At 53.8% G+C, this 22,839-nt stretch carries 19 protein-coding genes; 8 read left to right on the forward strand and 11 right to left on the reverse strand.

The window, feature by feature from the left end; all coding sequences use genetic code 11:
* Nucleotides 1–26: 26 nt before the first annotated feature.
* On the reverse strand, nt 27–872 hold the full coding sequence (locus tag CHH67_RS11855) for an aldo/keto reductase (protein WP_095265395.1): 846 nt from the start codon (nt 870–872) through the stop codon (nt 27–29).
* Between the two features lie 296 nt (nt 873–1,168).
* On the opposite strand from CHH67_RS11855, the gene CHH67_RS11860 reads away from it, so the two are divergent.
* Together CHH67_RS11860 and CHH67_RS11865 are read left to right on the forward strand one after the other, a co-directional pair.
* Nucleotides 1,169–1,567 (forward strand): winged helix-turn-helix transcriptional regulator, encoded by a 399-nt coding sequence (locus CHH67_RS11860; protein ID WP_095265396.1) that lies wholly within the window; start codon nt 1,169–1,171, stop codon nt 1,565–1,567.
* A gap of 58 nt (nt 1,568–1,625) precedes the next feature.
* A complete protein-coding gene (locus CHH67_RS11865; RefSeq protein ID WP_095265397.1) occupies nt 1,626–2,975 on the forward strand; it encodes a voltage-gated chloride channel family protein in 1,350 nt (449 codons plus the stop codon).
* 101 nt (nt 2,976–3,076) lie between these two features.
* Here the strand turns inward: CHH67_RS11865 and CHH67_RS11870 are convergent, their stop codons facing one another.
* From CHH67_RS11870 to CHH67_RS11880, 3 genes are read right to left on the reverse strand one after another with little or no spacing between them, the layout of a single operon-like run.
* Nucleotides 3,077–3,727, reverse strand: a complete 651-nt coding sequence (locus CHH67_RS11870) for a hypothetical protein (RefSeq protein ID WP_244908170.1) — start codon at nt 3,725–3,727, stop codon at nt 3,077–3,079.
* Nucleotides 3,728–3,756: 29 nt separating this feature from the next.
* The gene (locus CHH67_RS11875; RefSeq protein ID WP_095265399.1) at nt 3,757–4,647 is read right to left on the reverse strand and encodes an ABC transporter ATP-binding protein; all 891 of its coding nucleotides are present in this window, start codon (nt 4,645–4,647) and stop codon (nt 3,757–3,759) included.
* Nucleotides 4,644–5,015, reverse strand: a complete 372-nt coding sequence (locus CHH67_RS11880) for a GntR family transcriptional regulator (protein WP_095265400.1) — start codon at nt 5,013–5,015, stop codon at nt 4,644–4,646. Before CHH67_RS11880 ends, CHH67_RS11875 begins: the two co-directional genes overlap by 4 nt.
* Nucleotides 5,016–5,200: 185 nt before the next feature.
* Between CHH67_RS11880 and CHH67_RS11885 the strand changes: the two genes are divergently transcribed.
* The gene (locus tag CHH67_RS11885; RefSeq protein ID WP_095265401.1) at nt 5,201–6,346 is read left to right on the forward strand and encodes a phosphodiester glycosidase family protein; all 1,146 of its coding nucleotides are present in this window, start codon (nt 5,201–5,203) and stop codon (nt 6,344–6,346) included.
* A 146-nt stretch (nt 6,347–6,492) separates the two neighbouring features.
* On the opposite strand, the gene pcp is transcribed toward CHH67_RS11885, so the two are convergent.
* A complete protein-coding gene (gene pcp, locus CHH67_RS11890) occupies nt 6,493–7,152 on the reverse strand; it encodes a pyroglutamyl-peptidase I (RefSeq protein ID WP_095265402.1) in 660 nt (219 codons plus the stop codon).
* 183 nt (nt 7,153–7,335) lie between these two features.
* Between pcp and CHH67_RS26195 the strand changes: the two genes are divergently transcribed.
* Nucleotides 7,336–7,506, forward strand: coding sequence for a hypothetical protein (locus tag CHH67_RS26195; RefSeq protein WP_176475434.1), 171 nt, complete (start codon nt 7,336–7,338; stop codon nt 7,504–7,506).
* An 84-nt stretch (nt 7,507–7,590) separates the two neighbouring features.
* Here CHH67_RS26195 and CHH67_RS11895 read toward each other — a convergent pair whose 3' ends face one another.
* Nucleotides 7,591–8,319 carry a metallophosphoesterase family protein gene (locus CHH67_RS11895; RefSeq protein WP_095265403.1) on the reverse strand — a complete coding sequence of 243 codons (729 nt, stop codon included), beginning with the start codon at nt 8,317–8,319 and terminating at the stop codon, nt 7,591–7,593.
* Nucleotides 8,320–8,633: 314 nt separating this feature from the next.
* Entirely contained in the window at nt 8,634–9,059 is a 426-nt protein-coding gene (locus CHH67_RS11900) for a CBS domain-containing protein (RefSeq protein ID WP_095265404.1), read from the reverse strand.
* A 194-nt stretch (nt 9,060–9,253) separates the two neighbouring features.
* Between CHH67_RS11900 and CHH67_RS11905 the strand changes: the two genes are divergently transcribed.
* The 4 genes from CHH67_RS11905 to CHH67_RS11920 all read left to right on the forward strand — a co-directional run bounded on the left by CHH67_RS11905 (nt 9,254) and on the right by CHH67_RS11920 (nt 18,676).
* Complete coding sequence (locus tag CHH67_RS11905; protein ID WP_244908171.1) at nt 9,254–10,510, forward strand: ABC transporter substrate-binding protein; 1,257 nt, start codon at nt 9,254–9,256, stop codon at nt 10,508–10,510.
* Nucleotides 10,511–10,619: 109 nt separating this feature from the next.
* Nucleotides 10,620–11,552 (forward strand): carbohydrate ABC transporter permease, encoded by a 933-nt coding sequence (locus CHH67_RS11910; RefSeq protein WP_176475438.1) that lies wholly within the window; start codon nt 10,620–10,622, stop codon nt 11,550–11,552.
* A 19-nt stretch (nt 11,553–11,571) separates the two neighbouring features.
* Nucleotides 11,572–12,393 carry a carbohydrate ABC transporter permease gene (locus CHH67_RS11915; protein ID WP_095265407.1) on the forward strand — a complete coding sequence of 274 codons (822 nt, stop codon included), beginning with the start codon at nt 11,572–11,574 and terminating at the stop codon, nt 12,391–12,393.
* Nucleotides 12,394–13,141: 748 nt separating this feature from the next.
* Complete coding sequence (locus tag CHH67_RS11920) at nt 13,142–18,676, forward strand: S8 family serine peptidase (protein WP_095265408.1); 5,535 nt, start codon at nt 13,142–13,144, stop codon at nt 18,674–18,676.
* A gap of 159 nt (nt 18,677–18,835) precedes the next feature.
* On the opposite strand, the gene CHH67_RS11925 is transcribed toward CHH67_RS11920, so the two are convergent.
* From CHH67_RS11925 to CHH67_RS11940, 4 genes are all read right to left on the reverse strand, one after another.
* Nucleotides 18,836–19,795, reverse strand: a complete 960-nt coding sequence (locus CHH67_RS11925; protein ID WP_095265409.1) for an N-acetylglucosamine kinase — start codon at nt 19,793–19,795, stop codon at nt 18,836–18,838.
* Between the two features lie 33 nt (nt 19,796–19,828).
* Entirely contained in the window at nt 19,829–20,971 is a 1,143-nt protein-coding gene (locus CHH67_RS11930; protein WP_095265410.1) for an exo-beta-N-acetylmuramidase NamZ family protein, read from the reverse strand.
* Between the two features lie 159 nt (nt 20,972–21,130).
* Nucleotides 21,131–21,835, reverse strand: a complete 705-nt coding sequence (locus tag CHH67_RS11935) for a PIG-L deacetylase family protein (protein WP_095265411.1) — start codon at nt 21,833–21,835, stop codon at nt 21,131–21,133.
* Nucleotides 21,811–22,800, reverse strand: coding sequence for a GNAT family N-acetyltransferase (locus tag CHH67_RS11940; protein ID WP_095265412.1), 990 nt, complete (start codon nt 22,798–22,800; stop codon nt 21,811–21,813). Before CHH67_RS11940 ends, CHH67_RS11935 begins: the two co-directional genes overlap by 25 nt.
* Nucleotides 22,801–22,839: the final 39 nt, after the last annotated feature.

Raw genomic sequence — 22,839 nt, forward strand, 5'->3', positions numbered from 1 at the left:
ACGACACTTGCGTAAAGGGCAGGTGATCAAAAATCAAAGTTATCCGGGTCCGGACCGACCCGGCGGTCCTGGTTCAGACTGTCGATGCGCCGCATTTCGTCAGCGGTCAGCTCGAAGTCGAAGACTGCGCTATTCTCGATGATGCGATGTTCTCGAATCGATTTCGGAATGGTCACAACGCCGTTTTGCAGATCCCAGCGCAAAATAATTTGGGCTACCGATTTGTTGTATTTCGCCGCGAGTTCCTGAAGTTCCTCCTGTTCCAGCAACTGCCCCTGCATCAGTGGTGACCAGGCTTCCAGCTGGATTCCGTGCGCCCTGCAGAACGCATGCAGCTCCTTCTGCGTCAGTCTGGGGTGATATTCCACCTGATTGACCATCGGCTTGATGGTTGAATCTTTCATCAGTTCCTCCAGATGATGGATATGAAAATTGCTGACACCGATCGCTCTCACCCTGCCCTGCTTATACAACATTTCCAGCGCGCGCCAGGCCTCCTTATATTTCCCTTCAACCGGCCAATGTATAAGGTACAGATCCAAATAACCGAGCCCGAGCTTGTCCAGGCTTTGTTCATAAGCAGCCAGCGTCGCTTCATACCCGAGGTCGGAATTCCACACTTTCGAGGTGACGAATAGCTTATCCCGTTCAAGTCCCGCAGCTTCCAGTCCTTCCCGGATTCCCTGTCCTACCCCCTGTTCATTCCCATAAATCGCTGCCGTATCAATACTGCGATACCCGTTCATGATCGCCGTTCGCACGGCATCAACCACTTCGGAACCCTCCTCTACTTTAAAAACGCCAAGTCCCAGCCAGGGCATCCGAACGCCATTGGATAACGTTGTTGTATCTTTCAAGCCTTGTATATTCATTACTTAATCCCTCCATATGTGTATGGGCACGCGATGTACAGCACGCCGCCTTCTGTTAGATCCTGCTGCCTCTTGAGCTTCCACTTCAAACTTCAGCAGGCCGCGTCGCCTTCCCGGACGCGTCAAGCTGCCCGTTTATATACAGCTGTATAATGATGGGGTATGGTTTCAATCAGCATGCAAATGTTATTATGGTACCAACGGTGCGAAGTGTGAAGAACGTACTTTTTTGTAACATAGTTACCTTGAAGTATCGTAGATACTTTTTAGTGCCTATAAAGAATGGAGGAAACCGCATGCAGACGAGAAAATACAACATCGGCGTCGAAGCCGCCCTGGACGTGATCGGTGGCAAATGGAAGTGCGTCATTCTATGTTATTTGACACGCGGCCGGAAACGGACCAGTGAACTGAAGCGGCTGATGCCGCAAATCACCCAGAAAATGCTGACACAGCAGCTGCGGGAACTGGAGCAGGATGGGGTCATCAACCGCATCATTCATAACCAGGTTCCTCCCAAAGTGGAGTATGAGCTTAGTGAATACGGATGGAGTCTTCAGGGAATTCTGGACGCCTTGTGCGCTTGGGGAGAGAATCATATCGACAGAGTTTATGGTGACAAACTCACCATGTTGGAGGATAATGTTTTCACCGAGGAATTAAAGTCTCAGGACAACGGGAAGATCGCGGAGTAGAGAGGTCAACACATAGCTGCCTCCGGTAAGATTTGATATATGAAACAGGTGAAAATTAGTGACCACAACAAATCATAACCATTCTGGAGGGCGGCTGTTCACCTCCGTCGTTGGCACATGGATCAAGTGGCTGGTGCTGGGAAGCTTTGCCGGGCTGTTGACCGGGAGCGCATCGGCGCTGTTTCTGTACAGCCTCGAATATGTGACCGAGCTGCGCCTCGGCAGCCCCTGGCTGCTGTTTCTGCTGCCACTCGGCGGAGCGGCCGTCAGCTACATGTACAACAAATATGGTCTGAACAGTGCCAAGGGCAACAATCTGATCATTGAACAGATTCACGGGGGGCAAGAATCCATTCCGCTGCGCATGGCTCCGCTGGTGCTAGTCGGGACGCTGGTCACGCACCTCTTCGGCGGTTCGGCCGGCCGGGAAGGCACTGCGGTACAGATGGGCGGCAGCTTGACCGAATGGCTCGGCAAGCGATTCCGCGTGAGCAAGCTTGACCGTAAAATACTGCTGATCTGCGGCATCAGCGGCGGCTTCGGCTCCATATTCGGAACCCCGCTTGCCGGTACCCTGTTCGGCCTGGAGGTGCTGGCGATCGGGATGATCTCCCACCAGGCGCTGCTGCCAGCCTTTATATCCAGCCTGATCGGACATTTCACGGCGGAATCGCTCTGGGGCGTAATCCATGTCCACTACCCGATGGGCAGCGTTCCCGCATTCGAACCGCTTGTCTTCCTGAAGGTGCTGCTTGTCTCCATGCTGTTCGGTCTGGCCAGCAGAATGTTCAGCGAGCTGACACATGCCTTGAAGAAGGGATTCAGCTACCTATTCAGCAATCCGATGCTGCGAAGCGCAGCAGGCGGCGTGATCATCATCGGACTTGTCTATCTGGTCGGAACCCGCGATTATCTCGGGCTGGGGCTCCCCCTGATCGAAAGGGCGTTTTCCGGCGAAGCCACTCCCCTTGATTCGCTCGGCAAAATGCTGTTCACATCCCTGACGCTCGGGGCAGGCTTCCAAGGCGGTGAGGTGACCCCGCTGTTTGCCATCGGGGCTACGCTTGGCAGCTCCCTCTCAAGCTGGATTGGCTTGGCCGCCCCATTTCTGGCCGCGCTTGGCTTCATTGCGGTATTCAGCGGAGCAACGAACACACCGATCGCCTGCTTTATTATGGGCGTTGAACTGTTCGGCGCTGACGGCGCCGTCTACATGTTCATGGCCTGCATCATCAGCTACCTGTGCTCCGGCCACTCGGGAATATACACTTCCCAGCGCATCGGGGTGTCGAAGCACCCGTGGATCAGCCTTCCCGAGGGCATGACACTGGGCGGGATAAAGGCCGAACGGAACCGGACCCGGGTCCAAGACAACGCTGACCAGGACCACCATAACGAACCGTCATAACATTTCTTGATCGACAGAAAGGACGAATCCCGCTCGGCCTGAGCTTTAGGATTCGTCCTTTCTCTATCTTTCGATTCTGTTGTTGGGACAAGCTCCCCGGATTACACCGTGGACTTGCGAAGCATGAAGAGTGAGCCGATCGCCATCAGCAGCGCCCCTGGCAGACACCATAGCGACAGCTCAAACGCAGTCTTGCCGATAAACCACTCGAACACCGGCATCCACCCGTCAAAGGCTGTGACAATCACGCCGGCTGCCGACAGCAGGATGAAAATCCCTGCCAGGAATATAAAGGTTTTCAGCCCCCGGTAGCGGAGATAGAAGCTGCCTATCAGCATTCCCAGCATCGCGAACGTAATCAGCAGAATGGCAAACACGGTAAATTGAGCCAGGATCGATCCATCATTCAAGTAAGGCAGATGGAAGAAATGCATGCGTTCCCCCCAGCCATTGGTCCAGTTCTCAAGCGAAGACAGAAGCAGCAGCAGAATAGCGGTAAATATGCTGATCCCGATTATAAGGATCACCGTGCCGGTATAAAAGTCGGTTCGTCGAATGCTGAAGCCTAACGAAAATGGAAACAGTTGCACAACCCCTATAAGTGCACCGACAAACATGTAAATAAACATCGTGGCGAGCCCGCCAGTATAGAACTTCTCCCCATTGACTATGAAACCGATCAACAGATTGACGATAAAACTGAACATCATAATTGCCCACGGCAGGTAGAACCAGCCTAATTTCTGTTTCATGTGAATATGAATGACTCTGTTTACCTGGTTCATCCCCGGTTCACCGCCTTTTCAACTCTGGTTAAACTGACAATGAGATCTTGAAGGGACACAGCCGAAGTCTTCAGGCCCGCTTGCTCGGCCTCCTGCTGAATGGCGCCCCCTGTCTCTCCCATCACCGTCGCCGAGATCATGGAAGCGAACGGCTCACGTCGAATGACCTTTTTGCCCTGAACAAAAGCCTCCACCTTGTCCGCAGGACCGACCACCGTGCAGGCGCATCCACGCAGCTCCTCACTCTCTGCATCAAGAATGACTCTCCCCTGGTCGATCACAATGACGTGCTCCAGCAGGCGGCTAACCTCGTCAATCAGATGCGTGGACAATACCACCGTGCGCGGATAACGGGTGTAATCTTCAATCAGATGATCATAGAACATTTCTCTTGCAACGGCATCCAGGCCAAGATACGGCTCGTCAAAAATCGTAAGCGGCGCCCGGCTGGCAAGCCCGACCACAATTCCGACCGAGGATAGCATCCCTCGGGACAGTTTCTTCACAATCCGCTTCCGTGGCAGGCGAAATTCCTCCATCAGCTCGTTGGCATACGCTGCATCCCAGTTCGGGAATATCGTGGATGCCACATCCAGTACATCTTTGACTGTAAAGTAATCCGGATACCGCTGCCCTTCTTTAATAAAACAGATGTTCCGCAGGACCGCCTCGTTCTCGTACGGGCTCTGCCCAAACACCTTCACTTCCCCGCTCGTCGGGAATAACTGTGCAGTAATCATGTGCATGATCGTTGTTTTCCCCACGCCGTTTCGGCCAAGGAACCCATATATTCTATTCTCTTCCATCCGGAAGCTCACATCATTCACTGCTGTGACATCCGTATAAGACTTGCACAACTGCCGAACCTCGACCACCGCTTGACTCATTGTCCGCTTCCCCCTCTGCGAATCATGTCTGTTAATTGTTCAGTCGTAATTCCAAGTTTCGCCGCTTCCTTCACCGTCGTGACCACATAGTGCTCGTAAAACTCCTGCTTCCGCTTCTCAATCAGCTTCTCGCGCGCACCCGTCGCTACAAACATGCCAATCCCCCTTTTCTTATACAAAATCCCCTGATCTACCAACAGATTTACCCCCTTGGCGGCAGTAGCCGGATTGATCTGATAAAAGGCCGCAAACTGGTTCGTGGACGGAACCTGCGTTTCCTCAGGCAGTCGCTCTTCTATGATGTCATCCTCGATTTTGTCGGCAATTTGCATAAAAATAGGGCGGCTGTCATCAATCTGGAATGCCATCTTCTCACCCTTTCGTCGTTCGAGTTACCCATTACCACATTTGTTAGTTACTCATGTAATTAACCATACAAGACATGAAGTTAAAAGTCAACCTGATTTTTGCCTAAACTAACCATCTCGGAAAGCCGATATAAAAGGAATGTGCAGAGGCTAAAGTTTACATTGAAAGGAAATGAACACCAGAGATGAGTAGAAGAATTACAGCGATCATGCTGTCAGCAGCATTGCTGCTGCTCGCTTGGACCACACCGGCGACAGCAAGTCAGACGCCCAAAATGATGGCGTATGTTAACCAGAACAGCCAATCGTTTATTCCTGTAGGACTGTTGAAGGAGATTGAAGGGGTTAAAGTTAATTATCAGGCTGCGGAGAAAAAGATCGAGGTTACGAGAGAGGGAACCAAACTCACCTTCTTTCTTGGACAGAAAACCGCGTTAATCAATGGCAGCAAAACACAAATTCCGGCAGCTCCTTTCATCGAGGGCAGCTCCGCCTATGTGCCGCTGCAGCCGATCAGCCGTTATCTTGGCATGCGGCTGTCCTGGGACAAAAGCAGCTCTTCCCTTGCCATTACAAGCCAGGGAGAAACCAAAGTGCTGCCTGTATTGTCCGGCTCATTCATTAACGCCGGTGCCAAGCCCGTTGTTCACAGCAAAAAAACGTTCCGGGTCGGCTCCAGATCGTTCAATACCCAGGTCGTTACCGTTTCCCTGCTGCATCCCAAAATCAAACTGGACGTTGCCTTAGCCCATAACAAGGTGGGCGCCGTTGAAGATCTTCGCAGCATCGCCAAACGCAGCGGTGCGCTGGCGGCCATCAACGGCACTTACTTTGATGCTTATACAACCGGCGCCTTCAAAGCGCCGTACGGCTATATCGCAAGCGGCGGCAGCATTCTGAAGACAGCCCCGGGAGATAACCGGAGCATCTTCATCTATGACCGCAACAACCTCGCGACCATTGTGCCTGGACTGACATTCAAGGACCGCTTTGAGGAAGGTCGGATTGAGGGCGCCATTCAAGCCGGTCCGCGGCTTCTGACTGACGGAAAGATCTCTCTTGATGTGCGCAACGAAGGCTTCAAGGATCCGAAAATTCTTAGCGGCGGCGGCGCGCGCAGTGCCATCGGCATCACGAAAGACCACAAGCTTATTCTGCTTACCACCAGCGGCGCGACCATTCCGCAGCTGGCTGAAATCATGAAGCAAGCCGGAGCTTACCAGGCGATGAATCTCGATGGCGGCGCCTCCAGCGGCCTGTACTACAACGGCTCATATTTGACCACGCCAGGCCGGCAGATCAGCAACGCCATTTTGATTCAATCGAAGTGATGAGTTCCCTATCCCCTTGAGATGGCCGGATGTCCGGCGATTCTTCAAGGGGATTTTTTACGTGCCAATCATATAAAATCCCGCTATCGCCTGCCTTGTTGTTCCAAGGCGGGACGAATAACGGGATCTGAATAGGCGGCAGCCGATCAGGTCAGATCAGGACCGGCTCCCTGGCTGGACTCGAGCTCTGCCATCGTTGTCTCGATAATAACCCGAAGCGCTGCGAGCATCGTGTCATGCGACAGTGTCGGCAGTGACGGTTTGTCTACGGCCATCTCCGTTGAAGCCGGGAAGTGGACGAAGCCGCCAATTACCGGCAAGGCATGTGACTGAATATGATACAGCAGCGAATACATCGTATTATTGCAAATATAGGTGCCGGCGGTGTTGGAGACAGAAGCCGGTATACCCTGCTCCTTCAGCTGATTGACCATCGCACGAACGGGCAGGGACGAGAACAGGCCATCAGGCCCCCCCGGCACGATGGGCTCGTCCTGCGGCTTGGCGCCTTTGTTGTCCGTTAGGGATGCTTCTTGCGGTATATCCTTCACATTTACAGCAATCCGCTCAGGCGTTACAGCCGTTCTCCCTCCTGCCACCCCGGTTGCGATCACTGCATCCGGCTGCACCCGCTCCGTCTCCCGGATCAGCAGCTCTGCGCACTCATCATAATGAACGGGAAGCAGCACCGTATGAATCTCCGCACCCGGGATCGTCTCGTTCACGATGTCCCGAATGAGCCTTTCCGTCGGATTGATGGAACTTCCTCCAAAAGGTTCAAAACCTGAAATCAGCAGCTTTTTCATCGTTGTTCATTCTCCTCATTCCCTGATAATCGTTTCTTTCATCATAGCAGATGCTCTGCTAGTTTGACCAAATCATGTGGACATGCCATGCGCCGTCCATCGGTTTAATCCAGCTCGAAAGTATAATATTATGTCATATTTGGCAAAATAAAACGTAGCTTGTGATTCAAAGGAGGTGTCCAGATGAGCACAGAAAACAACAACCAGCCGACGAAAGCGGAAGTTCAAACGACCCAATTAAACAAAATGCCGATTCCCGGAGAGAATGAAACCCATATTTCCGAGGAAGAGGTTGCCGAAGCATTCCAGCAGCAATCGACGGAGAACCGCACTTCCGGCAATCAACAATCCTAAAGCAAACTTCAACGAATCATACGTCTCACAGATGGCAGCTTCAGGGCTGAGCACTGTGAGACGTTTATATTATTCGGCGAGCCGCTAGGACCGGCTGCGGTAACGCCCCGTCCGCAATTCCTCAATATAATTGTCCAGGAACGGCATCCCGGACGAGACGGCATCCTGCACCGCCCGCTCAATATCATACGGCACCCGGACCCATTGCATGCTGAGTGCAGCGGAGGTTCTGCTGTCGTAACGGCCTTCCAGAATGACGTAGGAAGCCTGCGGCATGTCCAGCGGATTCCCCACACTGCCGGTATTAAACAGCGTCTTGCCATCCAGATGCTGGAGATAGGCATTGTGAACATCCCCATAACCGGCAACATCCGCTTCACGGTCTGACAAACAGCAAGCCGAGCCTTCGAATAACGACAGCCGCTTCTCCAGCTCATCCCACGGCTGCACCCGCTCATAGACGCTTCTCGGCGAGGCATGGAACAGCCGAACCCATTTTCCGCTCATATAAAATTCAATGCAAAAAGGCAGCTTGGCCAGCGTATCCAGCCGCTTCTGGCCCAGCTTGCGCTGATGCCACCGAAGCGCCTCCTCCTCTGTCTTACGCACGATAAAATCATCCCAGTTCCCTCTCACTATCCGTTCGCAGTTCGCTTGGATCATATCGACCGCGATATCCCCATCCGGCCCTTTCCCGATCAGATCGCCCAGGCAATAAATCACATCCACGCCTCGGCTGCGAATATCGTCCAGCACGGCCGAAAGCGCCGGAATATTGCCGTGTATGTCAGAGATGATGGCTATTCTGTCCATTGATGCTCCGCCTCCCATCAACAATGCGTTTCCATTTTACACTACGCCAACATTGCCAAAATAACAAGCGGCCACGCAGTAGCCGTGACATTCGCGCTGTATCATTTTAATTCATTATGGCTTTTTATCAACCCGATCCGTTGCGAAAGCGCCGATATCTCCTCGCAGGCATAAGAAAACCTAGCGGGAAACCCACCGCTAGGTCCTATGAGATGCGTCATCATCCATTTGTGCTCTGAACGAGGACAGGTATTGGCTGCAGTCACTGTTAGGCAGGGAGCCGCTTCCGGACTCCCCCACATGATGACCGAGACTTAATGCGTCGTCCGCTCGGAAATTTCACTCAAGGCATCGCCGGCTTCGTTTACAAAAATGTTCACTCTGGCCAGGTCGCCGATGGCAGCCATGCCCACCAGTTCACCATTCTCAACGATGGGAATACGGCGAATTTGGTGCTCAGCCATCATCCGGGACAATTCGTGAACATCCGTATCCGGCGTGCTCGTAATGACATCGGTTGTCATAAAGCTGCTGCATGTTTCTGCATTGACGTCTTTTCCGTCAGCGACACAGTTAATGACAATATCCCTGTCTGTAATCATGCCTACCACTCGTTTGCCTTCACACACCGGCACCGAACCACAGTTCACATCCCGCATAATTTGGGCTGCCGATACAATCGAATCCTCCGGCCGGCATACTCTCACGTTGTCCGTCATAATCTCGCGTGCTGTTGTCATGTTATCCTCCCGATACGATTACAGATTTTATTCGATCATTCTGTCATATTTTGTCCTGCCTGCCGGATATTATTCCAGGCCGCAAGCGTACGGGCTCCCTATCGAATGCCTGTATAATTTTTACTCACATGAAAGACATCCATGAATAATATTAATTAGTACCTGAGCCAAAAAGGATGGGAGGCTGATGAAACGTGAGGAAATACCGGATGATCGGCTTGTGGTTATGTGCAGTCATTCTGGTGCTTGCCGGCTGCACCGGAAGCTCGTCCAACGAAAAAACGAAAACGCTTACACTGTGGTACTGGAATCGAAGCCTCGATGACGGGCTGCTCAAGGCGGTAGAACAGCAGTTTCCAGGCATTCGGATCGATGCCCAGAAAATCGGCGGCGATTTCAAATCGAAGCTGAAAACAACGTTGGCTGCCGGCTCCGGAGGCCCGGATATCGTTGCATTTAACGATTGGGTTACCGAGCTGTTCGCCAGCTCCGACCGCTTCTACGATCTGTATGAGCTTGGGGCCGCCGAGATTGAAGATGATTTTCTCGATTGGAAGTGGCAGCTGGGCGTCACGCCCGAAGGCACCATGATCGCTTTGCCGATCGATACCGGGCCAACCGCTTTGTATTACCGGGCCGATCTGTTCGAGCAGGCCGGTCTGCCGTCTGACCCGGAAGAAGTGCACCGTATGCTGTCCACCTGGGAAGATTATTTTGAGGCTGGCGTGCAGCTGCAGCAGCATTTCGGCGGCTCGGTCAAACTGACCGACAACATCAGCAACATTTACAACCAGATTAACGCCCAATCCGAGACGATTTATTTTGACCGGGATGAAGAGTTTATCGGAGAGAGCTCTGCCTCCTCCATGCGCTCCGCATGGGACCTGGCCGTGAAGGCCTCGGAGCTGGGGCTGCTGGCCAACGCCAACACCTCCTCCTCCGAGTGGAACGCTGCGATCAACAATGGCCGCATCGCTTCGTTTGTCGGCGCGGTCTGGATGAAGGAGATTCTCCAGCAAGCCGCACCGGACACGACCGGCAACTGGAAGGTGGCCAGAGCGCCGGGCGGAGACGGCAACAATGGCGGCTCGTTCCTGGCAATTATGAAGTCGAGCGAGTATCCGCAGGAAGCCTTTGAGGTCATCAAGTGGATTCAAAGCCCGGACAATCAGATCCAGACCTTCAACAATATCAACCTGTTTCCGTCGGCCAAAGCCGCGCTGGAAGCCGAGTCCATGCATGTGGAAGAACCCTTTTTTGGAGGCCAGGCGACCGGCGAAATATTTACCGAATCAGCTCGCAATGTGAAGCCAGCCTACTTTGGAGCCAAGTATGCGAACATTAACGGCATTGTGACCCGGGAGCTATCCATGGTCGCCCTGCAAGGCAAGAACAGCGAGAAAGCCTGGGAGGATGCGCTTAACCGGGTAAAGAAAGAGCTTCTCCGCTAAGCCGAGTCAAGGCATGGAATATGCATTTGAGGCTTCAATGCAAGTATGGTATCAACCTTGAATCCCCTGGAGGTGACTGCCCATGAATCGACCTGTCGAGCCATCCCCGATGCCGCCGCATCAAGCGGAGGCCACGAATTCACGGAACAATCGGCGGCTGATGAGTACCATCTGGAAGCATCGCAAGGAATATTTGGCCATCTCGCCATTCTATATTTTGTTTGCGATATTCGGCCTGTTCCCGATTGGATTCTCCATGTTTCTTTCTTTTCAAAAATGGGACGGCATTTCGGAAATGTCCTTCAACGGGCTGAAGAACTATCAGTTTATGCTTACCGATCCGGAATTTTGGCGCGCCGTCTCCAATACGCTGCTGATCTGGATCTATTCCACGATTCCGATGCTGTTTTTTGCCTTGATCATCGCATTCCTGCTGCATGCCTCGTTCATGCGGTTTCGGACGTTCTTCCGGATCGGATACTTCCTGCCGAACGTGACCTCGCTCGTTGCGGTTGCGATCGTGTTCGGAACGGTATTCTCCAATAACTATGGACTGCTCAATTACGTGCTGTCTCTGGTCGGACTCGAGTCAGTGGAATGGCTGAACAAAACGTGGGGCATCCAGCTGGCAATTTCGGTCATGATCATCTGGCGATGGGTCGGCTATAACGCCATCATCTATCTGGCGGGCTTGCAGAGCATTCCGTCCGTCCTGTACGAAGCGGCCAAAATCGATGGCGCCTCGGGCCTGCAGGCGTTCTTCCGAATCACCATTCCTTGTCTGCGGCCGATCATACTGTTCACCGTCATTACATCGACGATCGGCGGCATGCAGATTTTCACGGAACCGCAGGTGCTGGTTGGCAATGACGGCGGTGTGAGCGGCGGCGGTCTTACGATCGTGCTGTATTTGTACCGCGAAGCGTTTGTGAACAACTATTTCGGTTACGGCGCTGCCGTTGGCTGGGGGATGTTCATTCTGATTGCCCTTTTCTCCATCCTGAACTGGAGAATGGTGCAGGGGAATTCGTCCAACCATTGATTTTACGGAGGTGAAGCTTATGTTCACTCGAAAATCGTTTGTGCTCTACCTCGGGCTTACGATCGGACTGCTGCTGTCCATATTCCCCTTCTACTGGCTTGTGGTGATGGCTACGCGGACGACCTCGGATATTTACAGCTATCCGCCCAAGCTGTGGTTCGGACCGCATCTGTTTGACAACATATCGCGCGTGATGGCCAGCATCGATTTTTTTGGAGCCTTCCTGAACACGTTGTTTGTTGCATCCGCTTGCACCATTCTTGTGCTGTTCTTTGATTCTCTGGCCGGGTTTACGTTTGCCAAATTTGATTTCCCGGGAAGAAAATGGCTGTTCATCGTCCTGCTTGCGACCATGATGGCTCCGGCCCAGCTCTCTCTCGTTCCGTCCTTTGTTATTATGGCGACATTCGGATGGGTGGGGACCTTTAAAGCGCTCATCATCCCCGGAATGGTAAACGCTTTCGGCATATTCTGGATCCGGCAGTACGCCCAGGAGTCCATTCCTTCGGAGCTGCTGGATGCCGGCAAAATCGACGGCTGCGGGTTCTTCCGTCTGTATTGGAACGTAGCGCTGCCGATTCTTCGTCCCGCCTTGTCGTTCCTGGCCGCCTTCACCTTCATCGGCGTCTGGAACGACTATCTGTGGCCGCTCATTATTCTCAATGACGAGAGCAAATTTACGCTTCAGGTAGCGCTGGCTTCCTTGAACGGCATCTATACGACCGATTATGCGATGGTGATTGCCGGAACGCTGCTGGCGGTAATCCCCCTCATTGTCCTCTTCCTGTTCGTCAGCAAGCAGTTTATCTCCGACATTGCGGCTGGCGCGATCAAGAGCTGAATCCAATCCCGTCTTCAGAAGCTGCCCGGACATCCGGGCAGCTCTGTTATATCCATGCGCACTAGCCCCCTCCTCCCGCTAAAATTCAACATCAACCGGACCATTGTGGTACTCTCTCATTTTTTTCATGTAACATACGAAACTCAACTAGTTATAAAGCCTGGTACATCTGTCCGAATCTCTCACCAAACTCTTCACAAACACGAATATCTTGTTTTCTTCGCCAAAGGTCATTAGAACGAACAAGACATTATAAAGGTAATATTTCTAAAAATTTCTAAAAAAATAGCTTGTGCATCTCATTTGATGAATTTATACTATACCATAAATTTACTGTTAGATAACATTTTTCATATTATATGTAATTTAATATAACATTTTGTAAATCTATCAACCGGATTCACTCATCCATGTCTGTTTATGTAAACATCCTTCATGGCTCCGTTATCCTATACCTTCTGCCGATTCTGCAATGACGAAGCCTGCTGATTTCCTCAGAATGCATCAACCAAACAGTCTTACGGTCTGAATGTCTCTCTCCTCTGTACGGCTATAATCCCTGTGCTATAAGCTCCAAGACCCGCATCCATCAATAAATTCACGATCCTGTAAAGGGGGTGATGATCAAATCTATCAAGTCTAGGGCGTGTTGTACCCGCGAATCGCGGCCGCTTCCTGTTTTCGTTGTTGGATAGGGAATTTTCGATGATTACTACTCAAAAAACCGGGTAAAAGGAGTGGGATACTAGTGTTTAAAGTTGGTAGATTTCGTAAGCCCCTAACGATGGGCCTGTCGCTTCTCCTTGCATTTACGATGGTACATCCGGTTTCTGCTGAAAATCCCGCATCGCAGAAGATCGACATGAAATCCGGCCTGGCCGAGATTTCGACCGCCAAAGTGAACGCCAAACTGAACCAGCAGTTTAAGGACAATGAATATGTCACATATCTTGTAAAAATGAAGGAACAGGTGGACACCACTCGCGTCTCCAAACAAGCGATCGAGAAAGCAGCCGTGGAGAAAATGACGCCGGCCGCCGCCAAGCTGTCGGTCAGAACCTCCGTTGTAAGCTCGCTTAGGGAGACCGCCTCCCGAACCCAGTACGCCCTGGAACAGTATCTTGAACAAGAAATTGACCGCGGCAAGGTCAAAGAATATAAAAGCTTCTTCATCGTCAATGCGCTTGCGGTTACCAGCACCAAAGAGGTGATGGAGAATCTGGCCCTGCAGCCTGAGGTGGAGAAAATCCTGCCGAATGAAGAACGCTTCCTTCAGGAAACGGTGATTGACAAATCCGTTCAGGCGCCGGACCACAAGCAGAATAGCGCTAAGGATGATCCGAAAGCCAGCAAGGACGCAGAGGCCGCTGCCCAGGCACCTGCTGCTGGCAGACCGGCGAACGGCAGCGGCGCCCAGACGGCCGTTGAACCGAAGGAGCCTGCAGCGGAATCCGCACTCAATAACAGCAATGTGGAATGGAATATCGATTATATTAACGCCCCTGCAGTGTGGGAGCGCGGGATTGACGGAACAGGCATCGTGGTGGCCAATCTGGACACCGGCGTGGACCACAATCATCCGGCTTTGGCCCGGAAATGGCGTGGACGGGATGCCTCCGGCAACATAGTCAATCCGGAGCTGAGCTGGTATGACCCGCACAGCCGCGCTTCACTCCCTGCCGATACCGATGGTCACGGGACGCACACGATGGGAACGATGGTCGGCTCTGAAGCGAACGGTGACAATATCATCGGGGTTGCTCCTGGAGCAACGTGGATTGCAGTCCGGATCTTCAATCCTTCGACGACCGATGCCATCATTCTGGACGGTGCCCAGTGGCTGCTCGCTCCTGTCGATGCTCAGGGCAATCTGCATCCGGAGCTTGCGCCAGATGTGGTGAACAACTCCTGGGGCGGCGGACCCGGGCTTGATGAATGGTTCCGGCCGATGGTGCAAGCGTGGCGAGACGCCCAGATATTCCCGGAATTCTCTGCGGGCAACACCACGCTGACGAACCCGGGCGGACCCGGATCGGTAGCCAATCCGGCCAACTATCCGGAAAGCTTTGCTACCGGTGCAACAGACATTAACGGCAATCTCGCTTCCTTCTCCCTTCGCGGCCCGTCTCCTTATGGCGAGATTAAGCCGGAGGTATCCGCGCCGGGCGTCAACATTCGCTCCGCAGTTCCTGGCGGCGGCTATGAGGGCGGCTGGAACGGGACCTCGATGGCCGGTCCGCATACGACTGCGCTGGCAGCGTTGCTGCTCCAGGCCAACCACTCGCTTACCGTGGATCAGCTGGAACAGATTATGACCGAAACGGCCACCCCGCGCACGGACAGCCAGTATCCGACATCCCCGAATAACGGTTACGGACACGGCATCATCAATGCACTGGATGCGGTCGGCTCTGTTCTCGAAGGGATCGGAACCGTATCCGGCAGAGTGGTGACGGCTGGCGACGATTTGGAGGAGCCTGTGCTGGAGCATACGCCGGTCAACTCCGCCTTCACCGGGATCGATGTCCCATTGACCGCTTACGTCTCAGACAATGTCGGCGTGGTCTCGGTTGAAGCCTTTGCCAAGACAACCGGAACGGATAACTATTTGTACCTGCCGATGCAGCGCATCGCCGGGGATAGCAAGGCCGGCACTTATACGACCGTCATTCCTGCTTTTCTGGTCGAGCCGCAAGGGCTGGAGTACTATATTCGAGTGAACGACTACGGCAACAACGGCTATGAAAGCAAGGTGTACAAGGTTGCCGTATCGAATGGCGTGAAGCCTGGCTACATCCAGGATTTTGAGGAAAGCGACCTCGGCTTCACCACCGGGGGAACAGGCAATACCTGGGCCTGGGGGGCACCAACAAGCGGTCCGGGCAGCGCGTACTCCGGGGACAAGCTGTTTGCGACCAATCTGGCAGGAAGCTATCAGGCGAATGCCAACGCCTTTTTGCTGGCTCCCCCGATTGATCTGACGGACAGTCCTGAAGGCGCGATCCTCTCCTTCAGGCACTGGTACGATTTCGAGAACAATTATGATTTCGGCAAGGTGTATATCGCTTCCGAGGATAGCGACTTCGTCTTTGAAGAAGCGTTCAGCTTTACCGGAAGCGATAGAAACTGGCGCCTGCAATATTTGGACCTGACCTCCTATGGCGGTCAGCGCGTGTTCGTCCAGTTCGTTCAGACGAGCGACGGCTCCGTGCAAAGAGACGGCTGGTATATCGATGACTTCTCCGTCCAGCCTCTGGATGATGTTGCACCGGGCGCACCCGCCAACCTCACCGCCGAGACGGACATCGTCGGCAATGTGATCCTGTCCTGGACCGCGCCCGAAGATGAGGATTTGAGCTCCTTCACCGTGTACCGCTCAACCACATCCGGCGCAGATTATGAGGCGATCGGCTCCGCATCGGCCACCTCCTATACGGATACAACAACCGCATCCGGCTCCACTTATTACTATGCGGTTGCAGCGGTCGATTTCAGCGGCAATGAGAGCGCCAAGTCCAATGAAGTATCGGTGTCCGTGAACGTCCCGGAAGATATCTTCATCGATACCTTTGACGGAGACAGCGACAACGGCTGGACTCACTCCGGAACGAATGATGAGTGGGAACGCGGCGTTCCGACCTCCGGACCAGGCCAGGCGGCCTCGCCTCCGAATGTATGGGCCACGGATCTGGACAGCAATTACGAGAACGGATCCAACTATTCGCTGGTTTCGCCTGTGATTGACCTGACAGAGGTATCTCAAGCTGCGTTGACCTTTAATCACTGGTATGAAATCGAAGGCGGTTATGATTTCGGTTATGTGGAAGCCTCCAAGGATGGCGGCAACACCTGGACGGAGCTGGGCCGCTTCTCCCACAACACGAACGGCAGACAGTGGGCCCCGGTATTCTACAATCTGGAGCCGCTGATCGGCCATGAGGCGCAATTCCGCTTCAGACTGACGTCCGACAACAGTGTGGTTCGACCAGGCTGGTACATCGACGATTTCCGGATCTTGGCGGTTGAGCCGGAGACAGCAACCAAGAACGACGTTCTGGAACTGTCCCGGGACAAAGAAAAGCCGGTCTACGATAACTCCTGGTATAAAGTGACCAGCACCGACAAATACGAGTTCAACCAGGCACAATCGTCTGCGCCGCAGCCCGCTGTGAAAACCGGCGAGATCGTGCCGCAAAGCCTGCCGGCCTATGCCACGGTCACCGTGATCGAAACAGGACGCTCGGTGAAAACCGACCCGGCTACCGGACGATACAGCTTCACACATGTTGCAGGTGACTACACATTAAAAGCGGAGGCGTACGGCTATTATCCGCAGACGCAATCGATCACGATTGCGGATGGCAGAGATGTCAGAGCCAACTTTAATCTGGAGGCGATCCCGCAGGGTCGAATCCAGGGTGTTGTCATCGACGAGCGCACCGGAGAACCGGTTGCCGATGCTGCCGTTCTTCTGGTGGAAGATCCGGCGGTAAGCCCGGCTCGCACCGATGAGAGCGGCAGCTTCACCCTCGAAGCGCTGGAGGGAAGCTACACGCTGTCCGTCAAGGCAGCCGATTACTACAGCACAACGGTAGAGGTTACCGTTCCGGGTAATGGCGTTGCCGAAGTTGCAATTGAACTAAAGCCGTTTATCGGATTCCCTGGAGAGATTGCATATGATGATGGAACCGCTGAAAATGCAAGAGCCTTTAACGCCGCTAATAATGCTTGGGCTGTCCGTATGACGCCAGAGTCAGATGTGGCGCAAGTTACCGGCGCCTCCTTCCGCTTCTGGAATACGGAATGGCCGACGCCGGGCGGAACGGCATTCCAATACGCGGTATATGACGCTTCCGGAGCTGGTGGTGCCCCGGGACGCCTGCTCGCTGGACCATTTGACGGCACCGCCCTTCGCAATGATCAATGGACAGTAGTGGAATTCCCTGAGCCTGTAACGGCAGAAGGCGATTTCTATATCGTGTATATCCAAACGGCTGCCAATCCGAACGCACCGGGCCTGGCAACGGACGAGAATGGCCCGAATGCCGGGCGCAGCTGGCAGCGGGTAAGCGGTGCGTGGTCCGCCTCCCCTGCAGAAGAGGGCAATTACATGATCCGCGCCATCGTGCGCTATCCGGTGAATGCACCTGTCATCACATCGCCTGAAGCGAACGCCTATACGAATCAGTCTGTCATTGCCGTGACAGGAACTTCTCCAGCCACCGGAGCGGAGATTCAGATCTACAATGATGATGAGCCCGCAGGTTCGACAACGGTGGACGAGAACGGGCAGTTCACCCTGGATGTTGAGCTGTACCCGGGAGCCAATACCCTGACAGCCGAAATTGTTGTCAACGGAAGAGCTACCGACCGCTCGCTCCCTGTAGTTGTAACACTCGACCAAACGCCGCCGGAGCTCAGCATTCTCTCTCCGGAGAATGGAAGCCAGATTAACGCCGAAGTTGTACGCATCATCGGCAGCGCACTGGATGATTTCCTGGACACGCTGTTCATCAACGGTCAGCCTGTGCAGCTTGACGAGAGCGGCGCCTTTAACCATCGCTTGCTGGTCGATGAAGGCGAGAATATCATTACCGTTACAGCAACCGACCTTGCCCGGAATGAAACGACGGTCACTCGCTCCGTCTATGTCAACACTTCGCTGCCGGAAATCCTCAACGTTTCGCCGGCTGAGGATGTTCACATCGCAGGCGGAGAGACGTTAACGGTGTCCTTCGACAGCGTGCCTGGGCTTGCGGCATCCTTCAGCATCCAGCTGCCGTTTGAGCTAAGCAGCCAGTCGCGCGGGGAAATACCGCTTCAAGAGGTGGCCCCGGGGCATTATGAAGGAACTTATACAACGCCAGCCTCGCTCGTGCTTGAAGGCGGCGTGATCGTCATCCGCGTGCAGGATGGCTACGGCAATGTTGCCGAGACGCAAGCGCCGGGACGTCTGTATGTAGCGGCCGGCAACAGCGGTGAGGAACCGGAGCCTGAACCCGAGCCTCCAATCCCTCCGGCAAATCTGGAGCCTGTTGCTTTGATCAACGCTCCTAGCACAGCGCGGAGAAACCAGAACATCAATTTTGACGCCCGCTCCTCCTATGATCAGGACGGCCGCATCGTCAGCTATCACTGGAACTTTGGCGATGGAAGCACCGCTGCCAAAGCCCAAGTCAAGCATAAATACAAATCTGCGGGAACCTACACCGTTCGCTTGACCGTGACTGATGACAAGGGAGCGCAAAGCTCGGCCGTTCACACCGTAATCGTCCGCAACTGATTGTAAGGTAACGGCGGGACCGGGCTGGCATATAGAGCAGCCAAATTCATAGCAAATTAGGCCCGGTCCACTGCATGACGCAGTGAGCATGCTCCAACCAAACCTAACACAAAGGCAGACTGCTGCGATCCCAATAAGGATCAGCGGCAATCTGCCTTTTTATCTGCCGTCCGCCGGCCATGAGGTTCGTGTGGCGCATGTTGAACGCTCGCGCAGCAGCTTACATGCCATGAGCACGGCTCCGTATGCGGCATTCTTCATCGGCAGGATTAAACGCGTGCTCGGATACGTTTCCTTCAGCTTACTGGCGAGCGCCTCCTGAACGAAGGGAGACTGTTGCAGCACACTGCCAGCCACGGCAATGGGACTATCTTGCAGCCCCAGCTTCTCGATCACGGGTACAAGCAGCTCGTGCAGACTGTCCGCACATCGCTTCGCAATCCGCAGAGCCTGTTCATCTCCCTGCTCACATGCTGTTGTCATAATTGGCGCTAAGGCAGCAATGTTCTTCTTGGTCGTTTCCTTGCTATATACGAATCCGATAATTTCCTGCACCGTGTGCAGCCCAAGCTGCTTGTAGACCATCGCCGGAATCACAGTATCGCTCAGCCTGCCATCCTCCGCCTGAACAAGCACCGACAGCAGTTGTCGGCCAATGCTGTAGCCGCTGCCCTCATCATCGATCAGATGCCCGAAGCCGCCGCTTCGATGCTTCTCTCCCTTCGCATTGACCCCAAAGCAGATGGAGCCCGTTCCCGCGATCAAAATAATCCCCTGCATCGCATTGTGCGCGCCGTACAGGGCGGTTTCCTGATCCCCTGTTATCCGGAGCGCACCCTCATAGCCTTGCCTGCGCACGCTGTGCTCGAGCTTTATGCTGACTTGCGGATTGCTGATGCCTGCTGCCCCGATCACGATTTGCTGAATCGGGCCGGACGAACCACAGCATGCCTTGATGCGGTCAAACATCTCCTGAAAGGAAGCGGCAATCGTCTCGGCATCGCCGCCATTGTAATTAATCGCGCCGACATGGAACTGCTCGATCAGCTCGCCCTGATCAGAGGCGATTGCTACCGCTGTTTTCGTGCCGCCACCATCTATACCAATGACATAGGCCATCTTAGATCCCCCTTCACTTGCGCTGTACAGCCCTTACATATAAATGTGGTATTGCTTTTTCAGTTCAGCGAACCGCCTGCTATCCTCAGCAAACTGCTCCAGCAGCTGTGATGCGGAAGCTTGCGTCTCTCGATATAAACGGTCACCGCACAGCAGATCGATAAACGGACGAGAACCCTCCTTAATCGGCGGTAGGAACGAAAACGGCTCATACATATCCCGAATGGCAAACATTAGCGTGACACCGATCTCAAGCGGCCTGATAAGCTGATCTTCTGTGACATACAGCTGGACGCCGCCGCATAACTCACCTGCATGCTTCGAGACGGTCGGCTTAAAATGCACGGGACGGAAGCGAACACCTGGCAGCTGCTTCGCGTTCATCACATCGGCCAGCTGCTGTGCTTCGATGTAAGGCGCGCCGATCATTTCAAACGGAAAGGTCGTGCCCCTTCCTTCTGAGCAGTTCGTTCCCTCGAACAAGCATGTGCCCGTATAGAGCAGCGCCGTTTCATAGCGCGGCATGCCCAGCGATGGATGCACCCAGGTCAAACCCGTCTGCGGAAAACGCATATCGCGCGTCCATCCCGCCAGCGGCACCACATGAAGCTCGGCCTTCCAGCCCTGCTGATCATTCGCCATCATCGCCACCTCGCCCGCCGTCAATCCATAGCGGACCGCCAGCTCATAGTTGCCGACGAATGACCTGTAGCCCGGCTTCAGCGTATTTCCCTCCACCGTTACGCCGTCCAGCGGGTTCACGCGATCAAGCACGATGAATGGTATCCCTGCCTTCGCACAATCCTCAAGCGCATACAGCATCGTATAGATAAATGTATAATAGCGCACCCCAACATCCTGAATGTCGTATACGAGCACGTCGATCTCTTCCAGCATCTGTGGCGTGAGACGCTTGGAGTCCTTGCGATACAGGCTGTGAACCTTCACCCCCGTATAAGGATCAATATACGTATCCACCAGCGCGCCTGCATCCAAATCGCCTCGAACGCCATGCTCCGGCGAGAACATCGCCGCCAAGTGAAAATGCTCATGCACGATGGATATCGTCGATCTGAAATCTGCCGTAAGGCCCGTAGGCGTTGTAATCAAACCCACTCGTTTGCCCTCCAGCAGGTGACGATAGTTCAGTAGCGAATCGACGCCGTTACGTACCATTTCATGCTGCCTCCTAATCTTTATAGCATCCGGTCCCTTGCTGCTTCCTCATGCGGTAAAGAAACGACGGTATGCTGACAAGCCAAGAAACACGCCGCTTTATCTTTTCGTACACCGCCCAGCGTCCAGCTCTCAGCGCGCGGTGAAAAAGCCTCGCCTTTATAATAAACTCGATTGTCTAATTTTCATCGTTTCAGCTGGAACCATAAAGGCTTCCGCATATGTTTGTCTTGCCTCACAGCCGCGCACAACCGCTAACGCCTTATAATAATCCAAATACCTGAATGATTTGCTGCCCGTGACGAACCAATGCTTACTAAGCGCCTCGATCCATAGATCAAACGCCGCCTGGTCGAAATCAACGTAGACGTACGGGACATAGTCCACGGCATCCTCCCAGTTCTCGGAGTAATACAGTCTGGCCGCGAAATGATGGGGCAGCTCGCGCTCAATCGTGGGCATGCTGGCATAGAAACGGGCATCATTGACAATAAGATGCGTAAGCGCATGATCCTTGTGCATGCTGTTTTTCCAGTGCGTAATGATCACGTTCGGCTTGACGCGGCGGATCACATCGCATACCTCCATCCGGACCTGCTCGGTATCGGGAAGCTCGCCATCCGGATAATCGAACACGACCGCCTCTCCGCCCAGCATCTCGGCAAATACATTTGCCTCTTGAATCTTCTGCTCGCGGTATTGCCTCATATCCTGCCCGGCCGGCACGCCGCGCTCTCCGGCTGTTAACGCCAGCGTGACGATGCGATCGCCCTTCAGACTATGACTTGCCAGCACGCCGCCCGAGGCAAGCTCTACATCGCCGACATGAGCACCAACGGCTAGGATCGTTTGCTGTTCACGCATGCTAATCGCTCCTTTCGCAATATGGAAAACTGCTTCTCGATCGTAAACCCGGCACGCTCATAAATGCGGATCGCCGGATTATTGCTGCCTGTAAACAGCGTGGAATACTCGCAACCTGCTGCCTGGAACGCCTCTACCATGCGGAAAAAGAGTACGCTGCCCAGCCCATGTCCTTCATGCTCTGGATGCACGCCGATCCCGCTAAAATAAGCGCGGCCGTTCGTCTGCCTTATGATCGGTCCGGCGAAGCCGACACATTGATGGTCCAACGCAGCGACAAGCAATGGAACTCCCGCCGCCGCGGCCTCTATAATCTCATGCTGCCACTGCGGATTGCCCAGTGCTGCAAGCAAGCCGTTAAGATCTTGATGCACGGCGGAATCAAAGCGCACTACCGTATATCCCTTCTCCGCAGCACGCTGCTCCTTCGCAATAATATCGCCGGGTACGTTAAACTGCCCCAGCTTCAAGTACATGCCGCACTGTGTCGCGCGGTCCACGTAACCACGCTGAACCAGGCACCGATACAACGGCAGATCCTTGCTTATGCCCGGCGCGTTGTTATGCTCATGCCGAGGCTCTGAAGGCATATGCCACCCCAGCTTGACCGGATTGAAGAAGAGCACCTCAGCCTGTATTTTGCCAAGCTGGACGAATCTCTGCTCCAGCCGCCCCACCAGCTGATCCACGAGCTGCGGGCCGCTGCCTTCCTTCACCCACACACAGGTGATGTACCCGGCAGCCTCGCCTAGCGGCAAATCATCCCCTGTGCAGCCTGCTGCAAACCCCACAAGCTCATCATCCTCATAAGCAACAAGCACACAGGCCGGATCGTAGTATGGCTGCTTGATAAATGTCCTGGTGAACGATTCATTTGTCAATCGCTGGTAGTGATGCTTGACCGCCTCCTGATTCCAGAGCGCTACAACTTCCGGTAAATCATCTGCTCTATAGGGTCTTATCATCGGGAATCCCTCCAGTACGGAGTGTTTTCAAAAGCCCAT

The sequence above is a fragment of the Paenibacillus campinasensis genome, from assembly GCF_002272015.1.
GTDB lineage: Bacteria > Bacillota > Bacilli > Paenibacillales > Paenibacillaceae > Paenibacillus_AQ > Paenibacillus_AQ campinasensis.

Bases quoted from the DNA above. Each gene is read 5' to 3' on its own strand.
- CHH67_RS11855 (WP_095265395.1), bottom strand. From the start codon at position 872: ATGAATATACAAGGCTTGAAAGATACAACAACGTTATCCAATGGCGTT.
- CHH67_RS11875 (WP_095265399.1), bottom strand. From the start codon at position 4,647: ATGAGTCAAGCGGTGGTCGAGGTTCGGCAGTTGTGCAAGTCTTATACG.
- CHH67_RS11885 (WP_095265401.1), top strand. From the start codon at position 5,201: ATGAGTAGAAGAATTACAGCGATCATGCTGTCAGCAGCATTGCTGCTG.
- CHH67_RS11925 (WP_095265409.1), bottom strand. From the start codon at position 19,795: ATGGCCTATGTCATTGGTATAGATGGTGGCGGCACGAAAACAGCGGTA.
- CHH67_RS11870 (WP_244908170.1), bottom strand. From the start codon at position 3,727: ATGAAACAGAAATTAGGCTGGTTCTACCTGCCGTGGGCAATTATGATG.
- CHH67_RS11915 (WP_095265407.1), top strand. From the start codon at position 11,572: ATGTTCACTCGAAAATCGTTTGTGCTCTACCTCGGGCTTACGATCGGA.
- CHH67_RS11910 (WP_176475438.1), top strand. From the start codon at position 10,620: ATGCCGCCGCATCAAGCGGAGGCCACGAATTCACGGAACAATCGGCGG.
- CHH67_RS26195 (WP_176475434.1), top strand. From the start codon at position 7,336: ATGAGCACAGAAAACAACAACCAGCCGACGAAAGCGGAAGTTCAAACG.
- CHH67_RS11930 (WP_095265410.1), bottom strand. From the start codon at position 20,971: ATGGTACGTAACGGCGTCGATTCGCTACTGAACTATCGTCACCTGCTG.
- CHH67_RS11940 (WP_095265412.1), bottom strand. From the start codon at position 22,800: ATGATAAGACCCTATAGAGCAGATGATTTACCGGAAGTTGTAGCGCTC.
- CHH67_RS11880 (WP_095265400.1), bottom strand. From the start codon at position 5,015: ATGGCATTCCAGATTGATGACAGCCGCCCTATTTTTATGCAAATTGCC.
- CHH67_RS11935 (WP_095265411.1), bottom strand. From the start codon at position 21,835: ATGCGTGAACAGCAAACGATCCTAGCCGTTGGTGCTCATGTCGGCGAT.
- CHH67_RS11860 (WP_095265396.1), top strand. From the start codon at position 1,169: ATGCAGACGAGAAAATACAACATCGGCGTCGAAGCCGCCCTGGACGTG.
- pcp (WP_095265402.1), bottom strand. From the start codon at position 7,152: ATGAAAAAGCTGCTGATTTCAGGTTTTGAACCTTTTGGAGGAAGTTCC.
- CHH67_RS11900 (WP_095265404.1), bottom strand. From the start codon at position 9,059: ATGACAACAGCACGCGAGATTATGACGGACAACGTGAGAGTATGCCGG.
- CHH67_RS11895 (WP_095265403.1), bottom strand. From the start codon at position 8,319: ATGGACAGAATAGCCATCATCTCTGACATACACGGCAATATTCCGGCG.